At 38.3% G+C, this 18356-nt stretch carries 13 protein-coding genes; 7 read left to right on the forward strand and 6 right to left on the reverse strand.

Translation table 11 applies throughout. The features are described 5' to 3' along the window. From Q4597_RS16820 to ccsA, 4 genes are all read right to left on the reverse strand, one after another. Window positions 1–3441: a TonB-dependent receptor gene (locus tag Q4597_RS16820; protein WP_303407292.1), complete on the reverse strand. Its 3441-nt coding sequence runs from the start codon at window positions 3439–3441 to the stop codon at window positions 1–3. A gap of 103 nt (window positions 3442–3544) precedes the next feature. After that, window positions 3545–4675, reverse strand: a complete 1131-nt coding sequence (locus Q4597_RS16825; protein ID WP_303407293.1) for a FecR family protein — start codon at window positions 4673–4675, stop codon at window positions 3545–3547. Window positions 4676–4876: 201 nt separating this feature from the next. Further along, window positions 4877–5446 (reverse strand): RNA polymerase sigma-70 factor, encoded by a 570-nt coding sequence (locus Q4597_RS16830; protein WP_303407294.1) that lies wholly within the window; start codon window positions 5444–5446, stop codon window positions 4877–4879. Between the two features lie 112 nt (window positions 5447–5558). Further along, window positions 5559–8741, reverse strand: coding sequence for a cytochrome c biogenesis protein CcsA (ccsA, locus tag Q4597_RS16835; protein WP_303407295.1), 3183 nt, complete (start codon window positions 8739–8741; stop codon window positions 5559–5561). Between the two features lie 299 nt (window positions 8742–9040). On the opposite strand from ccsA, the gene Q4597_RS16840 reads away from it, so the two are divergent. From Q4597_RS16840 to Q4597_RS16870, 7 genes are all read left to right on the forward strand, one after another. After that, window positions 9041–9805, forward strand: coding sequence for a Rossmann-like and DUF2520 domain-containing protein (locus Q4597_RS16840; RefSeq protein WP_303407296.1), 765 nt, complete (start codon window positions 9041–9043; stop codon window positions 9803–9805). Next, window positions 9789–10316, forward strand: coding sequence for an HAD family hydrolase (locus tag Q4597_RS16845; protein ID WP_215440661.1), 528 nt, complete (start codon window positions 9789–9791; stop codon window positions 10314–10316). Before Q4597_RS16840 ends, Q4597_RS16845 begins: the two co-directional genes overlap by 17 nt. Window positions 10317–10318: 2 nt before the next feature. Further along, a complete protein-coding gene (locus Q4597_RS16850; RefSeq protein ID WP_303407297.1) occupies window positions 10319–10900 on the forward strand; it encodes a Maf family nucleotide pyrophosphatase in 582 nt (193 codons plus the stop codon). Window positions 10901–10934: 34 nt separating this feature from the next. Further along, window positions 10935–11882 carry a septum formation inhibitor Maf gene (locus Q4597_RS16855; RefSeq protein ID WP_303407298.1) on the forward strand — a complete coding sequence of 316 codons (948 nt, stop codon included), beginning with the start codon at window positions 10935–10937 and terminating at the stop codon, window positions 11880–11882. A gap of 4 nt (window positions 11883–11886) precedes the next feature. Further along, window positions 11887–12432: a mechanosensitive ion channel family protein gene (locus Q4597_RS16860; protein ID WP_215440664.1), complete on the forward strand. Its 546-nt coding sequence runs from the start codon at window positions 11887–11889 to the stop codon at window positions 12430–12432. 149 nt (window positions 12433–12581) lie between these two features. Further along, a complete protein-coding gene (locus Q4597_RS16865) occupies window positions 12582–15107 on the forward strand; it encodes a PIG-L family deacetylase (protein ID WP_303407299.1) in 2526 nt (841 codons plus the stop codon). Between the two features lie 106 nt (window positions 15108–15213). Continuing rightward, window positions 15214–16947 carry a sodium:solute symporter gene (locus tag Q4597_RS16870; RefSeq protein ID WP_303407300.1) on the forward strand — a complete coding sequence of 578 codons (1734 nt, stop codon included), beginning with the start codon at window positions 15214–15216 and terminating at the stop codon, window positions 16945–16947. 110 nt (window positions 16948–17057) lie between these two features. On the opposite strand, the gene Q4597_RS16875 is transcribed toward Q4597_RS16870, so the two are convergent. Both Q4597_RS16875 and Q4597_RS16880 read right to left on the reverse strand, forming a co-directional pair. Continuing rightward, the gene (locus Q4597_RS16875) at window positions 17058–17906 is read right to left on the reverse strand and encodes a DUF2911 domain-containing protein (RefSeq protein ID WP_303407301.1); all 849 of its coding nucleotides are present in this window, start codon (window positions 17904–17906) and stop codon (window positions 17058–17060) included. A 78-nt stretch (window positions 17907–17984) separates the two neighbouring features. Further along, on the reverse strand, window positions 17985–18356 hold a 372-nt coding region (locus Q4597_RS16880; RefSeq protein ID WP_303407302.1), incomplete at its 5' end, for a T9SS type A sorting domain-containing protein.

Raw genomic sequence — 18356 nt, forward strand, 5'->3', positions numbered from 1 at the left:
CTAAAATTTTAAGTTTAAACCAAAGGTGTACGTTGTTAAAATAGGGTAATAACCACCTGATGAATTAATTTCAGGATCCCACCCGTCTCTGTAAGATTTGAAAGTGTGCAAGTTTTCTGCACCCAGATATACCCTTAGGTTGTCTATGCCCACCAAATCCGTAACCGATGATGAAAAGTTATAGCCCAATTGCACATTTTTAACCCTTAAGTAACCGGCATCTATCACCCAAAAATCAGAGGTTGTCGTGTTTGGAGTACCACTATTGGTAACCACCTCTAGCCTAGGATACTCTGGGTAACGTACCGGATTTTCCGGATCGAACCTACCTTCCATTTGCCATCTTTGAATATTACCCAAATTGAAAAATGCATATCCGGCGTAATTGGTCAACTCTCCTTTTACACCACCAACACCTTGTAAGAACAAAGAGAAATCAAAGTTCTTATAATTTAAATTGATGTTGGCCCCATACGTATACTTTGGTATACGACTACCTAAATATTTACGATCGTAGGTAGGATCAACCTTTCCATCCGGTACACCATCAGGACCGCTAATATCCTTATATCTGAAATCACCAGCTTGCGAACCAGGATTTACAGCAGTTTGATCTGCCCAACTAGAAACTTCGCCGTCATTAAGAAAAACACCGTCCGTCTCATATCCATAATACATTTGCATAGGAAAACCGATAAAAAGGTCCGATCCGTTACCAACGTAACCATTGGGCTGGTCTACATTACCCAAACCTAATGTAACGACCTCATTTTCTATTACCGAGAAGTTTCCGTTAATGGAATAACTAAAATCACCTTTACTTCCCCTATGTCCTATATCAAATTCCCAACCGGTATTCTTAACCGCACCCGTATTGGTTTCACTAATACCAACTCCTAATACCGAGGATACACTGGAAGATGGTTTAAAAAGAACATCTGTTGTATTTCTTCTAAAATAGGTAGCGTTAAAAGTTAGTTTTCCATCAAAAAACCCTGTTTCAAGACCAATATCAGTAGTTTCTGTAGATTCCCATTTAATATTGGCATCACGATACGTAGAATACGCCGCACCAGTTGAAAGTCCGCCACCCAATGAATAATCACGACCAGATGCTAAAACGGTTTGGTACGGATAGTTACCAATATTCTGGTTTCCTAAAATACCCCAAGAAGCTTTAACCTTTAAATTAGAAAGCCAATCTACTTCCTGTAAGAACGATTCCTGAGATGCTCTCCAACCAAACGCCGCTGCCGGGAAAACTGCGTACTTATTACTTTTAGGAAATCTAGAAGACCCGTCATAACGCAATGTGGCCTCAAAAAGATAGCGCTCATCAAAACTATATTTCAAACGGGAAAAGAAAGATTGCAAAGCCCATTCAGCATCAAAACCTGCCGTCTGTTGGTTTTCAGCACTTCCTAAGTCCAATACAGTGTAGTCATTGCTCGCAAAATCTTGACGATATCCGTTGAAAAAAGAAAACTCTTCGTTCTCAAAAGAATAACCTCCCAAAAAGCTAAAGTCATGAACGCCTACTTCTTTGGACCACTCTCCCGTAAATTGAAGGGTTTTATAAAGTTCCTTATTGCTATATTGATTTAAATAAGACTGTCCCAGGTTAATTTGATCATTAAGTCGCTGAGATGCGTAGTACGAGCGCTCTTCATGTAAGGTAAAGTTATATCCCCCAATGGCCGAAAACACCAAATTGTCATTAGGTTTATAATCAAGCTTTACATTTATTCCCGCTTTAGTACGTGGGTTTTCCAAATAAGAATCAGAAGCCAACCAAGCAACCGGTGTACCTCCACTTTCAGGGCCAATACCAAAATTGCCTTGAGAATCCTGACCCAATTCTATTGCCGGATATCTAACTGCATTGGATACAAGTTGCGTAACGAAACTTCCTGCATTATCACGTACGTCATCAGACCTATCAGTTTCACTTTGATACCCGGAACCCTTATTACCCGTTACTTGTGGTTCTTCCCTCTTCTCTACAGAGCCGTAAAACCTAGTGCTCAAATCAAACTTACTGCCCAACTTGTTCTGAAGGTTCATTCTAAAATTGTACCGACTAAAGCTATTTTTTGGTACGATACCATCCTGCTCCAAAATACCTGCAGAAACGTAATACTTGTTCTTTTCATCACCTCCATTTAAGGTTAGGGTATGGGACGTCTGAACACCGTTTTTAGAGAAAAGATCCTCCAGAAATTTTGTATTCGGATAATTATCCGGGTCATCCTGAGCTTTATATTTTGCTATGTCTTCCGCAGAAAAGCTGTTGCTGCCAGAAGCTATGTTGTACATTTCTGCATATTCCCAAGAATTAACAAATTCAGGAAGCTCGGTAGCGGCATTAAATCCTACATAGCTGTTGTAATTGATAGAAAATTTATTCTCACTACCATTTTTGGTAGTAATAAGGATAACCCCATTAGCAGAACGCGCCCCATAAATAGCTGCCGAAGAAGCATCTTTTAATACCGAAATGGATTTGATATCATCCGGATTAATGTCGTTCATGCTCCCCGCAATACCATCAATCAACACCAAAGCATCTGGCGTAGCTCCAAAAGAACCAACACCTCTAACACTAATATTTCCTCCACTCTGCCCTGGCCTACCCGAACGTTGCACTACGGTAACCCCTGGCATTTGACCTGTAATGGCTTGCGATACTTGAGTAACCGGTCTATTTTCAATATCCTTGGAGGATACCTGAGAGACCGAACCAATTACATTTACTTTTTTCTGTGTGCCAAAACCTACCACAACAACCTCGTCCAATCCAGCAGCACTTTCTACTAACTGAACGGTTAATGAAGTTTGCCCGTTAACGGGTATCTCTTTAGTAGCAAAACCTATATAGGAAACCACTAAAATAGCATCATCAGAGCTTAATTCTAGACTAAAATTTCCATCAAAATCTGTGGTAACACCATTAGTAGTACCTTTTTCAACCACATTTGCCCCCGCCAAAGGCACACCGGTTTCATCTGTAATTACCCCGGTTATGGTCTGTTGTTCTTCCTTAATTCTATCAGATAATATTAATGTATTCTCATTTTTTAGCGGTTTTTTATTTTTGAGAACAATCTGATTTTTAACTAAAGTATAGGTTACATCTTCTCCAAATAATACGCCTAACACTTCTTTTATAGGGCGCTTATCTATATTGAGCGTCACTCTTTTAGCAACATTGAGCTGTCCTGTTTTGTAAAAGAATCTAAACTCACTTTGCGTTTCTATTTTTTTAAGTACACTTTCAATAGTCTCATTGTTTGCCTCAATAGAAACCTTCTTGTTTTGCGAATAGGAATTCGCATGAAGGTTGAACAAGGCAAAAGCAAACATTAGAATGGAGATTTTCACTGTTCGGTTCTTGTTAAGAATGTTTTTCAATAGAATGAAAAACAATGGTTTTTTTTCCATATTTTTAATGGATTTTGATTTGTTATTTCTAGGATTAAAATCACTCTTGATCGGGGAACGTGGCAGCGTTTCCCGATTTTTTTTTCTTTAAGTTAAGTCATGGTTATACTGGTTTTTTAATTAATATATGATTGTTGGTTATTTCATAATCGAACTCTGCACTTTCCTTAAAAGTATCAAGCAGGTCCTGTATGGTTTCATTTTCAAAATATCCTCTAAAGCGCACCGCTTCTAACTCCGTATATCCGTTTTCAATACGGACTCCATAACGTCTTTCAATTTTTTTAATAATATCCTTAAAGGATTCGTTATTAAAAGTTAGATCTCCGTTTCGCCAGTTTAAATAATCATGTATATCAACTTCACTTATCACCAAAGCGCCTTCTGTCATTGCTGCCTTCTGGCCCGGTTTTAGGAAACTTAAGCCCTCGTTCATTGTCTCTTCGCGTTTATCGCTAATGGCCACACTACCTTCTGCGAGTACGGCATACGCTTCTTCATTGGCATAACTGCTAACATTAAAATGGGTTCCTAAAACTTGAACATCCATATCTTTAGCCTCTACCACAAATTTGTGTAATGAATCTTTGGCCACTTCAAAATAAGCCTCTCCTTTTAAGAATACCCTTCTATCCTTTCCTTCAACAAAACTTACGGGATATTTTAAAGAGGTATCTGCATTAAGGTGTACCAAGGTGCCGTCCGACAGCTTTAATTCAAATGTTTTTCCTTTTGGAATAATAATCTCATTATACACCAACTCTTGTGTAGGTTTATCATGATAAACAATTTGGCCTTTATCTTGTGAAGCCAGAACGTTTCCATCTTCATCCGTAATAGCTTCTCCGTTACCTACAATTATTTTTTTGGATTGGTTATTACTTGTTTTTAATACAATTGCGTTGTCCTCTATTAGTAGTTCAGGAGATTTATCTTCCAGAATTCTCAAAAAATTAAAAACTAGCCCTAGTCCTACCACACCAATAAAAATGGCTGCATACTTTAAAACAGAGCGATTAAAATTGATATTTCTTGTTTTTGTAGGTGACTCGGTTTTCTTAGCTATTTTTTTCCATATTTCTTGTTTTACCTGTCCATCAAACTTAAAGTTTGACATTTGCTCATCCTCACCTTGATAGGATTCTAGGAACCGTTCCAAGAGTTCTTTTTCCTCCTGAGAGCAATTGTTATTTACGTATTTGTTGAAAAGTTTTTTTGCCTTTTTTTCGTTCATCTGGGTCGCAATTAAATAACGATACTACTATTAAGTACCCTAATTAATGCGATGGTACACGTTGAAAGTCAATTATTTTTTAAAATTGACAAAATACAAGTGAAAAAATTGAGGTATTCTCACCTTTAAAGTCAATGAATGATTATGAAAAATGCGGATAACACACTAATATTCAGGAAGGTTGAAAGGATATTAGATTGGTTAATGCAGAAGAATAAGTGATATGATAACGGCCTCTTCTAATTGAAGGTGATTTCTAAGAAAAGCCAGTGCTTTTGAAATTTGATTTTTTACGGCCTGAACAGATATTTGAAGCTCTTCCGCAATTTCTTTGTTGGATTTGTGATGGTACCGGCTCAATACAAAGATATGACGACACCTTTTGGGCAGTTTGGCAACATGGTCACGAATTATTTGATTGAGTTCCGAATATTCAAGTTCTCCCGAAACATTCATAGAAACATCTATAATATTCAACCGTGTTAAATCTTCCGTAGAAAGTTTGTTATTCCTAAAATGATTAAATATCTGAAACTTTACCGCTTGAAACAGATAGGGTTTTAATGCAAAAATATTGGTCGTCTTTCTTTTGGCCCAGAGTGAAATAAAAACTTCTTGAATGATATCCTCACAAATGGTCCTCTCCTTTATAATATTGAAAGCATATACAAATAACACCTTTGAATATTTCTCATAAACCGCTTTGAAAGAAGCATTATTGTCTTCTTTCATACCGTTCAATAATTCAATATCTTCTGTTATCATCTTCATTCTACAGCAATCAATATGCTAAATCTATAAAAAATAGACCGAAAATTACAATAACAGTAAAAAGAACACTTGATTTTAGGTGATTATCTCAAAATCTAATGGAAATGTAATCCTATTTCACATAGTTGGCCCTATACCTCCAATAACTTATGGCACCAAGAATTACCGCTCCTAAAGCTATATACCAAACATAATCTGGAGTAATAGCGGCTGCGCCACTTTGTCCGTAACTATGAAGACCTACCAAATAATAATTTACTCCAAAATAAGTCATCATAATACTTCCAAATGCTATAACACTGAGAAAATTGAAAGTCCACTTACTCCTTAAACCAGGAACCAAACGTGTGTGAACCACAAAGGCATATACCATAATAGAAATTAGTGCCCAAGTTTCTTTTGGATCCCAACCCCAATATCTACCCCAACTCTCATTGGCCCATTGTCCGCCCAAGAAATTACCTATAGTAAGCATCACAAGACCTACGGTCATAGAAAGTTCATTGATTATTGTCAATTCTTTAATGTTCAGGTCCATTACCGCTTTGTTCTTCTTATTGGTACATATCATAAGTAACAAAGAAACCAAACCAAGAATCATAGCCACGGATAATGGGCCATAACTGGCAACAATTACAGCTACATGAACCATAAGCCAATAACTATCCAATACGGGTACCAAGGTTGAAATTGCAGGATCTACCCAATTTAAATGTGCAATAGCAAGTAACATACTTGTAACAAAAGCCGATGCTGCAATAGTCATATCACTCTTTCTGGCAAACAGAAGACCCATTCCCATGGTTGCCCATGATACATAAAGAATACTTTCGTACGCATTTGTCCAAGGCGCATGGCCTGATATATACCATCGTAATACAAGGCCTGCCGTATGCCATAGGAACAAGATGAAAATAGTGCCTTTTAAAGCATAAACCCCTATACGCCATATAGAACGGTCTTTAAAAATCTGAAACACCAAAACAAAGAACATAATTACACCTACTAAAGCGTAAAGACGATATAGGGAATTGAAAATATCAAGTTTATTATAAATTACCTCCGTATTGATTTTAGATTCCGATGGAAGCACCTCCTTACCATGGTTCTTTTGATTTTGCTTAAAGGCGTCCAAAAGCTTATCGGCATTGGTATAATCTCCCGTTTCTTTGGCCTTGCGCAATGTCATGAGGTAGTAAGGCAGCGAATTTTTTATAAAATTGGCATAAAGCGAATCCGAAACCTGATACTGCCCTCCCCTATATTCTATAGCCGAAATCCATTTGTTATTCTCATCGTTCAACAAAGGAAAAATCTTTATGATACGACCACTCAAGGCTTGATCCAAAAGACTTAACCGAACATTGGCATCCTTAATATCCGTGTCAAACTTATTCGGAATATTTGTTGATGTGGCTTTTGCCAAAAAGGGCTCTAACTTATAATTTCCCTCTTTGTCAAAAAAGTCCGTTGCCTTTACAAATTCTTGGCCTTCGGGAATACCTATTACATGACGGATACTATCGTTCTTCCCTTTTTTATCAACGGCCAAAAACTGTGCATTGTACCATGCCGCCGGACTCAACATCATAGATAAGAACACCTGATCGGCATTCATGTCTTTATACACATCCTTTAAACTTAGCTTTCTTAGTAATTCCGAAGAAAACGTATTTATAGGCTTCATACGACCTCCTTCGTCTTGAATCACAAGTTTTCCAAACTTCTCCGCATGCTCTTCAGAAACAATCGTAGTCTGTAAAAGCGAATCTATTTGAGATTGTGTTGGCGCCATACTAACCCCATGGTCATGGCCATCATCTGCGGTGTGTTCTTGGGCATTGGCACTCAACAACATACCCAAAACAAGAACCGTTGTAAGTTTTGCTTTTTTATTCTTTAATTTTTCCAATGACACGGCCAAATCCTTAAATCGGGTCTTTCCAAAGAACATTATCCCCATTAACCCAACATAAAGCAAGAAATACCCTAAATAGGTTATACCTGTACCCCATTGATCATGGTTTACCGATAAAATAGTTCCTTTTTCATCTGGGTGAAAACTAGATTGGAAGAACCGGTATCCTTTGTGATCCAAAATATTGTTCATGAAAATCTTATAGTCAAAAGGACGCTCATCTTCAACTGTAACCTTACTCATAAAGGATTTGTACCCTTGCTCGGTTCCCGGATACTTTTCTGCAATAAAATCGTTTAGTTTAATGCTGAACGGAAGTTCATATACTCTGGAGCCATAACTCAAACTAAAATCCAATCCACCCACATTTATTTTATCCGAAAAATTAGAAACTCCTTTACCACCCAGTAATTTTTGCTGTACTGTTTCGCCGTTTACGGTAATGTCTACAATCATAGCATCCATAGTAGCATCCGTTATTTCGTTCTTCGGAACTTTTACTATGCCGTACGAGCCTTTAACTATGGGCTCCGGTATAACAAATTGCATACCTGCGGTTGCATACAAAGAGCGTAACTGCAATTCCTGTATACTATCCTTTATCAACTGACCTTGAAATTGGTCCGCCATACGCATAAAACTACCTTCAAAAGGCGATTCTATTTCGTAAGCACCATCCTTTTCTAAAATATTAATTGCTCCCTCCGTTCTCTTATTCAAAGAGAAAAGTACGTTGTGAATGCTAGAAACTTGGCCACTTTCCAAAAAGTGCTCATGGCGCTGGCCATCTCCAGCTTCAACAATCTTTAAGTATTCCTTACCATTTTCATCCGGAATCATTCCTTCTTTGGCTCCATCTATAAAACCGGCATAGGAAATAGTAAACGGCTGTCCGTTAAAATCTGACTTCCAAGGCAAATTAGACTTGATATCTTGGGCAGTTACTATTAAATCTTCTTGTAAAGTTTTTCTTTTGGCCTCGCCATTAATCTCTCCATCTACGTAAGCTGTCAAGTATGTTTTATCCGAGTAGAATACTTTTTCTGATTGCCCCTCCCTAATGGGCATCATACCCTCATAACTGATATATCTCGTAACGAACGCTCCGATTATGATAAAAATCCATGAAAGGTGAAGCGTTAAAACTGCCCATTTTTCCCATCGTAGAAGACGGTACCTAAACATGTTACCAATAAAATTGATGACAAAAAACACCATAATAGCCTCAAACCACCATGTATTGTAAATCCAGATTCTTGCGGTCTCGGTACTGTACTTACTTTCAATAAAAGTACCTAGCCCCATGGCCACTGCAAACACTATAAAAAGAACGGACATTAAACGTGTGGAGAAAAAGAATTTTTTGAGCATGTTCATGAGCAGCAGCTAAAATGGTTTTCAGCATGCAAAAATACGCCCTTTTTATTATTTAGAGGAAGATAGACGGACCTAAAGTCTTATCAAAACTGTTAATTATAAGTGAAAATTTTAAGAAATTCGTTTTAAGAAATCACTCTTTTTCATAAAGCATAAAAGGCTAACCTATTAATTGCAAATAACACAGAAATCTCAGATTTGTATACATACCCTTAACCGTAAAAAGAACAACTTCTCGTTTCTTCACTTTTCTACAATCCAAAGTAAACAATACATAAATATATGCTTATTTTCGCTGCATGATCAAGGTTAGTATTTTAGGAACCGGAAATGTTGCCACCCATCTTTTCAGGGCTTTTTCCAACTCTGCAGAGATTGAAATTGTTCAGGTAATAGGTAGGAACAAAGAGGCGCTTCAAGCCTTTGGAACGGAAGAAAAAACCACAACGGATTTCTCTAGATTAAAATTTTCAGACATTTATATTGTTGCTTTAAGTGATTCTTCTATAAATTCTGTTTCACAGGAAATTACAATTAACAACAGTTTAATTGTTCATACCTCTGGAAATACTCCAATGAGTGCGCTCTCTACGCACCAAAGACGAGGCGTGTTTTATCCATTACAGACTTTTAGCAAATCTAATGAGCTGGATTTTAAAAATGTTCCCGTCTGCCTGGAAGCGAACGAAGAAGCCGATTTGGCCTTGTTAAAAAAACTCGCCCATCTGGTTTCGGAAAATGTTTATGAGATAAGTACGGAACAACGCAAAAGCCTTCACCTTGCCGCCGTATTCACAAATAACTTTACAAACTACATGTACCATGTTGGCTCTGAAATCTGCAAAGAGAATAATGTGCCTTTTGAAATATTGAGTCCGCTTATTCAAGAAACAGCGGAAAAAATAAAAAATCTATCTCCTTTTGATGCCCAAACGGGCCCAGCTAGAAGAGGAGACCACAATACCATATCAAATCACTTAGAACAATTAAATAATCCCGAGTACAAAGCGGTCTATGAACTGCTCAGCAAATCAATAGAAAAAACATATGGAAAAGAGTTATAAAGAATACCTTAAGAACATAGATACTTTTATTTTTGACGTAGATGGGGTTTTTACGGACAGTACCCTAATCATTACTACCGAAGGAGAAATGCTCCGCAGAATGAGCGTTAAAGACGGTTATGCGGTTAAGACCGCCCTTCAGAAAGGGTACAAAATCTGTATTATCTCAGGAGGAACCAACGAAGGAGTCCGTAAGCGATTAAAAGAACTTGGAGTTACGGACATTTATTTAGGCGCGCACCATAAAATGGATGTCCTAGAAGAGTATATGGGCAAGCATGGTATTGACCCAAGTACTATGCTTTATATGGGTGATGATATTCCGGATATTCCACCAATGGAAACCGTTGCCCTACCCACTTGCCCGCAGAACGCCGTCCCGGAAGTAAAAGCAAGATCCATGTATGTTTCCCATAAAAACGGAGGCGAAGGCTGCGTAAGGGATGTTATAGAACAAGTCTTAAAAGTAAAAGGGCATTGGATGACTAATTTTAGCGCGGCAAACGATTAATTATGCTCAACCTGAACCACCACACCGTCATACTTGCCAGTGGCTCCCCAAGAAGACATCAGTTTTTAAAAGAAATGGGGATTCCGTTTGAGGTCCGATTGAAATCGGTAGATGAAATTTACCCTCCCGAGTTAAAAGGAAGTGAGATTAGCGATTATTTAGCAAAATTGAAAGCAGATGCTTTTGACGGGGCTTTGAAAAAAGAAGAGATTCTGATTACCTCGGACACCGTAGTCTGGCACAATGGTATTTCATTGGCCAAAGCAGCAGATGCCGAAGAAGCCTACGAAATGATAAAAGCGCTATCCGGAGATTGGCACGAGGTCATAACATCGGTTTGTTTTACTACACCCAACAGTCAAAAAGTAGTTAATGAAATTACCCGGGTCAAGTTTCGGGATTTATCCGACGAAGAAATCCGTTATTACATTAACACTTACAAACCCTATGACAAAGCCGGTGCATATGGTATTCAAGAATGGATAGGCCTTACCGCAATTGAAGAGATTAAAGGGTCTTACCCCAATGTTGTAGGACTCCCCACCCAGTTGGTATACAAAACGTTAAGCGCTATGGTCAAGTAGTTCTTTTTGATTAATTTTAGTGAAAATTAATCTCATGACAACCGGAACAAGACAAAACCTATCGCTTATAGTCATTGCTGCGCTCTTATCTTTTGCCCAATCCTGTAAAGAGGTTGAAAAGGAGACCAATAAAGAGGTAGCCCTAAATACTGAAAAGCCCGTAGAAACATCAAAAAAGGAGCTTTCCAGTGAATTTAAGGAGTATTGGTATGGCGGAGAGGCGGAAATAACATCCTACAAATTAGAACAGGCCCGCTATGGTGAAATCCGAGACGGCGAAGCGGTTTTAATTTATGTTACGGAACCTTTTTTGAAGAAGAAACAAGTAAAAGCGGATGGACATAATCCTGATAACATCCCCGTTTTAAAACTCAATTCCACAAAAAAATACCTTACCGGAATTTACCCTTACGCCATCATGAACAGTACTTTTTATCCCGTTCATGATAATGACCACGCCATTAAGGTTTCCTTTTCTGCACAGGAATGGTGCGGGCAGGTTTACGCACAACTTAACAACCGGGATAAATTTGATGTAATATCTCACTCTTATTTTGAAAGTGAGGCGGACCAAAATTTACAATTAGAGAAAACAACTCTTGAAAACGAGCTTTGGAACAAAATTCGTATCGCACCAAAATCTTTACCAACAGGCGAATTGGAAATAATTCCCTCATTGGAATTTATAAGACTATCTCACAAAGAGTTAAAAGCGTATAAGTCAACTGCAAGTTTAAGTGATGACAATGGTCTTTCAACCTATAAAATAACGTATCCGGAATTAGAAAGAACCTTAGAAATAAATTTCACCACAGCCTTTCCGCATAGTATTGAAAGCTGGACGGATACCTTTGTAAGTGGCTTTGGAAAAAAAGCTAAATCCATGACCTCTACCGCTACCAAAATAAAAACTTTAAAGACCCCCTATTGGCAACAAAATGGAAATAAGCATCTATCTTTGCGGGATAGTTTAGGTTTATAAATTTATGCAAGAATTTCTTATTTCCAACAAGCACGAAATCATAGCTACAGCTATTACTTTCTGTATCCTTCTAATTCTAAAATTTATAACGGATAAGACCATTCGTAAAATTGGCAGAATTAGTGATATTGTTGAAGCACGCACCCTTTTAATTACAAAATACGCCTCTTTACTCCTTACTTTAATTGGGTTTGGGGTCATTTCCTTTATTTGGGGCGTAAATTTCAAAGAAGTTGGCCTTGTGTTTTCTTCGGTGTTTGCAGTAATTGGGGTTGCCTTATTCGCCAGTTGGTCTATTCTGAGCAACATAACTGCAGGTGTAGTTCTGTTTTTTTCATTTCCGTTTAAAATCGGGGACAAGGTTAAAATTCTAGACAAAGATATAGAGTCCGAAGAACCTTTTTTAATAGAGGACATAAGGGCTTTTCATGTAAGCCTAAGAAAATCCAATGGCGAACTTTTGGTATACCCGAACAATTTGATGATGCAAAAAGCGGTAACGCTTATTTACAATTCAGAAGATACCCCAGACGGTAGTGAAGAAGCTTAATCTTAAACATCCTTAATTTATGGGTAAAACCAGAAATTTAATTTTGTTAAAGAAGTTTTAAAAACCCCGCTTGCCCCCTTTAAACTTTCTATCTTTGATTTGGTGCCATCTCTGTAAATTGGTGGCTTCACCAAACAAAAACCAACTTTATGCGATATCTTTTGGCAATCTTTGCCGGAACTTTTCTGTCCTTAAACATTACTTATGCACAGAAACCTGTGCAACCGTCCACTTCCGAGATTTACCATTCCCTTGAAAAATTGAATTTCTTGGGTACCGCATTGTACATTGCCGCACACCCGGATGACGAAAACACAAGGCTTATTTCCTACCTGTCCAACCATACCAAAGCCAGGACCGGTTACCTTTCATTAACTAGGGGCGATGGTGGACAAAACCTAATTGGTCCTGAATTGCGTGAGCTTCTTGGAGTTTTACGTACGCAAGAGCTTCTGGCCGCCAGACGCGTAGATGGTGGAGAACAGTTTTTTTCCAGAGCCAATGATTTTGGATACTCAAAACACCCGGACGAAACCCTTGAAATATGGGATAAAGAAGCAGTGCTAGGAGATGTGGTTTGGACCATTAGAAACTTTAGACCAGATGTAATCATAAATAGGTTTGACCATAGAAGTCCGGGCACTACTCACGGGCACCATACTTCATCTGCAATGCTCAGTTTTGAAGCTTTTGATTTAGCCAATGACAAGTCTGCGTACAGTGAGCAATTGAAACTGACCCAAACTTGGCAGCCAAAAAGGCTTTTTTTCAACACATCATGGTGGTTTTACGGCAGCCAAGAAAAGTTTGATAAAGCCGATAAATCCAAAATGGTGAATTTGGATATTGGAACCTATTACCCAATACTAGGGAAGTCCAACAACGAAATTGCGGCATTGGCCAGCAGCCAGCATTTGTGCCAAGGATTTGGTCGCCTATCACAACGCGGCTCGGAAAATGAATATGTTGAGTTGCTGAAGGGTACAATGCCCAACAACTCCAATGATATTTTTGAAGGAATAGACACCTCTTGGTCTCGCGTAACCAGTGGAAAGGCAGTTGGGGAGATTCTTTATGCAGTTGAAAAGAATTTTGATTTTACCAACCCATCCAAACATTTGTTCCAATTATTGGAAGCCTACGAGCTGCTCCAAAAAGTTGAAGACAATTACTGGAGGGAATTAAAGTCACAGGAACTAAAGAACATAATTCTGAACATTAGCGGTCTCTATTTAGAAGCTTCCGCCGAAACCTCATTTACAAACCCTGGTGGCAAAATTAAAATTAATGTAGAGGCCGTGAATAGGAGTTCTTCGGATATTGCTCTGAATACTATTTCCATTTCTTCAACAAATAAAACTATTCAACCTTCCATCGCACTAAAAAATAACGAGAAGCAAAATTTTGAAATTGATATAGACGTACCAAGTACAACAAATTACACAAGCCCTTATTGGCTAAACGAAAAGGGTAGTTTAGGCATGTACAAGGTAGATGACCAAAGCCTTATTGGTAAGCCCGAAACACCACGCGCATTTCTGGTAAAATTTGAACTTGAATTTAATGGAAAAAGTATAATAATTGAAAAGCCTGTTATACATCACTATGCTAAGCCGGATAAAGGCGAACTCTTTCAGCCTTTTGAGATACTCCCCGAAGCAACTGCAAGTTTTAGTGATAAAGTTTTGATTTTTGCCGATGGTGAACCTAAAAAAGTGCCCGTTACGATTAAAGCCAATGCCGATAATATAAAGGGAGAGCTTTTGCTTAACCATTCCAAAGGATGGGGCATAGATGCTGAATCAAAGTCTTTTGAGATTGCAAAAAAGGGAGACCAACAAACCTTGGTTTTCACTTTAACCCCACCTGCAACCGAAGATGAGAGCTATATTTCGCCCATCATAAAATTAAACGGCAAGGAGGTTACTAAGGAGCTGGCGATTATAGCCTATGACCATATTCCAACTCAGTCCGTTTTACTGCCTTCAGAAGCTAAAGTAGTCCGCCTGAACATTAAAAAATCTGGAGAACACATTGGTTATATTGTTGGTGCCGGTGACGAAGTTCCAGAGAGTTTAAGGCAAATTGGTTACATTGTACACACCATTGACCCAAATATTATAGCTAAGGGAACGTTAGACAAGTATGATGCCGTAGTGGTTGGAATTAGAGCATATAACGTACTTGACCAATTAAAGTTTAAACAACGGTATCTTTTTGATTATGTTGAAAACGGAGGTAATCTTGTGGTGCAATACAATACTGCGGGAAGATGGGGAGACCAATTTGAAAACCTTGCGCCCTACCCTATTACCTTGTCTAGAGACCGAGTAACCGATGAAAACTCAGCTGTTGAAATATTGGCCAAAAAACATGCTTTAATAAATTACCCCAATAAAATTAACAAAGATGATTTTAATGGGTGGGTACAAGAACGCGGATTATACTTCCCGAGCAAGTGGTCCAAGGAATTCACCCCTATTTTATCTATGAGCGATAAAGGGGAGTCTGCAAAAAAGGGAAGTCTTTTAATAGCTCCTTACGGAAAAGGGAATTACATTTATACAGGATTGAGCTTTTTTAGAGAGCTACCTGCAGGCGTACCCGGAGCGTACAAGTTGTTCGCCAATATGCTCTCCGTTGAAAAGAATATACAACCTACCAAATTGAATTAGACCATGTTAGATAAGTTCGATTGGAAAAAAGAATACTCGCTAGTACTGATACTGAATATCGTCTATGTGCTAATATTTAGCTACTTAATGACCGCATTTACCTAATATGGGAACATTAGATTGGATTGTTTTATCGAGTACACTCCTATTCATTGTTGCATACGGTGTTTGGAAAACCAAAGGCAGCAAAAGCGTAGAAGACTATGTTGCTGGAGGAAAAGACGCCAAATGGTGGACCATAGGTCTATCCGTAATGGCAACACAAGCCAGTGCCATAACGTTCCTTTCAACGCCGGGACAAGCCTTTCATGACGGCATGGGCTTTGTGCAATTTTATTTTGGGTTGCCATTGGCCATGATCATTATCTGTTTGGTGTTCATTCCCATTTACCACAGGCTAAAAGTATATACTGCCTATGAATTTCTTGAAAATCGTTTTGATTTAAAGACCAGGTCACTGGCCGCCATACTATTTTTGGTGCAAAGAGGCCTTGCGGCAGGTATTACCATTTTTGCGCCATCGATCATCTTATCGGCAGTACTGGGTTGGGACCTTAGGACTCTTAATATTATTATTGGCATGTTGGTTATCATCTATACCGTATCCGGAGGAACCAAAGCAGTAAGCGTTACGCAAAAGCAGCAGATGTTCATTATAATGACCGGCATGTTCATCACCTTCTTTTTTATATTGGGGTACCTTCCGGCAGACATCAATTTTGGAAAAGCACTTAAAATAGCCGGGGCCAGCAACAAACTGAACATCATAGACTTTAGCTTTGACACCAAAAGCAGATATACTTTTTGGAGCGGAATAACGGGAGGACTCTTTTTAGCACTCGCCTATTTTGGTACGGACCAAAGTCAGGTACAACGGTATCTTTCCGGAAAATCACTACGTGAAAGTCAATTAGGATTAGTCTTTAACGGGTTGCTTAAAATACCAATGCAATTCTTCATCCTATTGGTAGGCGTCATGGTTTTTGTGTTTTATCAGTATAACCCATCACCTTTAAACTTTAACCCAGCTGCTACCGAAGCCGTTATGAGCTCCGAGTATGCAAAGGACTATTCCATTCTACAAGAGGGACAGGAACGTCTAGAGGCTGAAAAGAAAATGGCGCAGAATAAATTCTCTGCAGCCTTGGAGCTTAAAGAGTACAGTGCCGTTGAAGAGGCCAAGCAGGAAATCATTCGATTAAATGTTAAGGACAGTACCAACCGTGCCGCTGCCAGAGCCCTTATTAAAGAAGCGGATGACGTGGTCGAAACCAATGATAAAGATTATGTCTTTATCCATTTTATACTACATAATCTTCCTAGAGGTTTAATAGGATTACTTTTGGCAGTTATATTATCAGCAGCCATGTCCTCCACGGCTTCGGAACTTAATGCCCTAGGTACTATTACCGCCTTAGATTTGTACAAAAGAAACAAAAAAGACCCCTCTACGGACGAGCACTATGTTAAAGCAACAAAAGTTTTCACCCTTATTTGGGGAATTATAGCCATTTTTATAGCCAGTATCGCCAACCTGTTCGACAACCTTATTCAATTAGTAAATATTATTGGTTCTGTGTTCTACGGTAATGTTCTAGGTATATTCTTATTGGCATTTTTCTTTAAGTTCGTAAAAGGTAATGCCGTATTCTTTGCGGCTGTACTTACTCAGTTAATTGTCTTTGTGCTTTTTTACAATCTCATATTCATCCACCCGACCGGGGAGGAAAAGTTAGGATATCTTTGGCTGAACTTTATAGGCGCGGCCATGGTAATCGCAATGGCAATTGCTTTTGAAGGGTTTGACAGGCTATTGAAGAAACCGCTGGCAAGTAAATAATTTACAGAAGTATTCCTGCTTTATATTTTTACTTTTTTTCTTCGGTACATATAAAATAAAACTCCGGCCTTCCATTGGAAGGCCGGGGTTTTTATATAAGAATACAAAGCTTATTTAGCGCTCCACTCTTTAATAGAGTCGGTATTCATTTTAACGTAATCATCATTACCTGCTTCTTTTGCTTTTTCTAAAGACTTTTTAGCAGTTTTGATAGCTCCTTTTTTATCGCCCGATTTTGCCTGAATAAGAGATTGCTGACGCAATTGCCAAAAAGCAGGCTCTTCAATCATGGACATAGCCTTGTCCATCCATTCAGATGCTTTTTTAATGTCTTTATCCTCACTTGAAAAATAAACAGCGGCAGCGTAGTAATCATCTGCTTTTGGAGAACCCGCCATAGTTTTTTCAATATCGGCCATAACTTTTGAATCCGTTGGAACTTCAAAAGGAACAGCAACATAAGTTTTCTCCCACATCATTCCTAAATTGGCAGAATTACTTGTCATATCATCTATTGTAATAGTAAACGCCTCAATATCTACAGGTAACGTATAAACTTCTGCGGATGTTTTGGCTACTACTTTACTATCGTCCCAATTTTTAGGTGTACCACCTCCATCAATATCCGTATAAAAGAAAACTTCCCAAGAACTTGCTCCTGGCTTCGTAAAAATGGAATATGTACCTGCCTTAACATCTTGACCAGCTATTTTTACGTCATCACTAAAACTTACTTTAGTATACGCATTAGCTCCTGTTCTCCATAATTTGCCGTGCGGAACAAGATCTCCAAAAATAGTTCTCCCACGCATTGATGGCCTAGAATACTCTACGGTAACATCTGTTAAACCTACGGTTTGTTGTAGCTTAGAAGCTGGACTAGGTGCTGGTGTGTTTATTTGGGCCTGCATAGTAACAGAAGCAAATATTACACTTGCTAAAAGGATAATTTTTTTCATTTGAATTGATTTTTTAGTTTCCACAAAACTAAATATAAACCATCTTACATATGTTAATGAAATCCTAAATTAGACCGCTTAAAATACTACGAAAGGCTGTGAAACTACTTTACTCTCAAGAAAAAAAGTTAGATAGTAAACCCCTGATTTTAAAGTGGAAGTATCAATACGTGTCTCACTACTTAAATCTTCCTTAAAATGACTAACACGTTTACCTAACGCATCATAAACAACCTTGGACAATACCCTCTCATTGGAGTTTAGCTTATATTCTAACTGCTCAGCACCAAGTTGCTTATACAATATTAAATCATCTTTATCGGTAGGTTTCAACTCTTCTGAAGGCAAAGGATTGTCAGAACCCATTTCCTCTTCTTCTTCTTCTTCTTCTTCTTCTTCTTCTTCTTCTTCTTCTTCTTCTTCTTCTTCTTCTTCTTCTTCTTCTTCTTC

Origin of the sequence: Zobellia sp. 1_MG-2023 (assembly GCF_030549125.1) — a bacterium.
Lineage (GTDB): Bacteria > Bacteroidota > Bacteroidia > Flavobacteriales > Flavobacteriaceae > Zobellia > Zobellia russellii.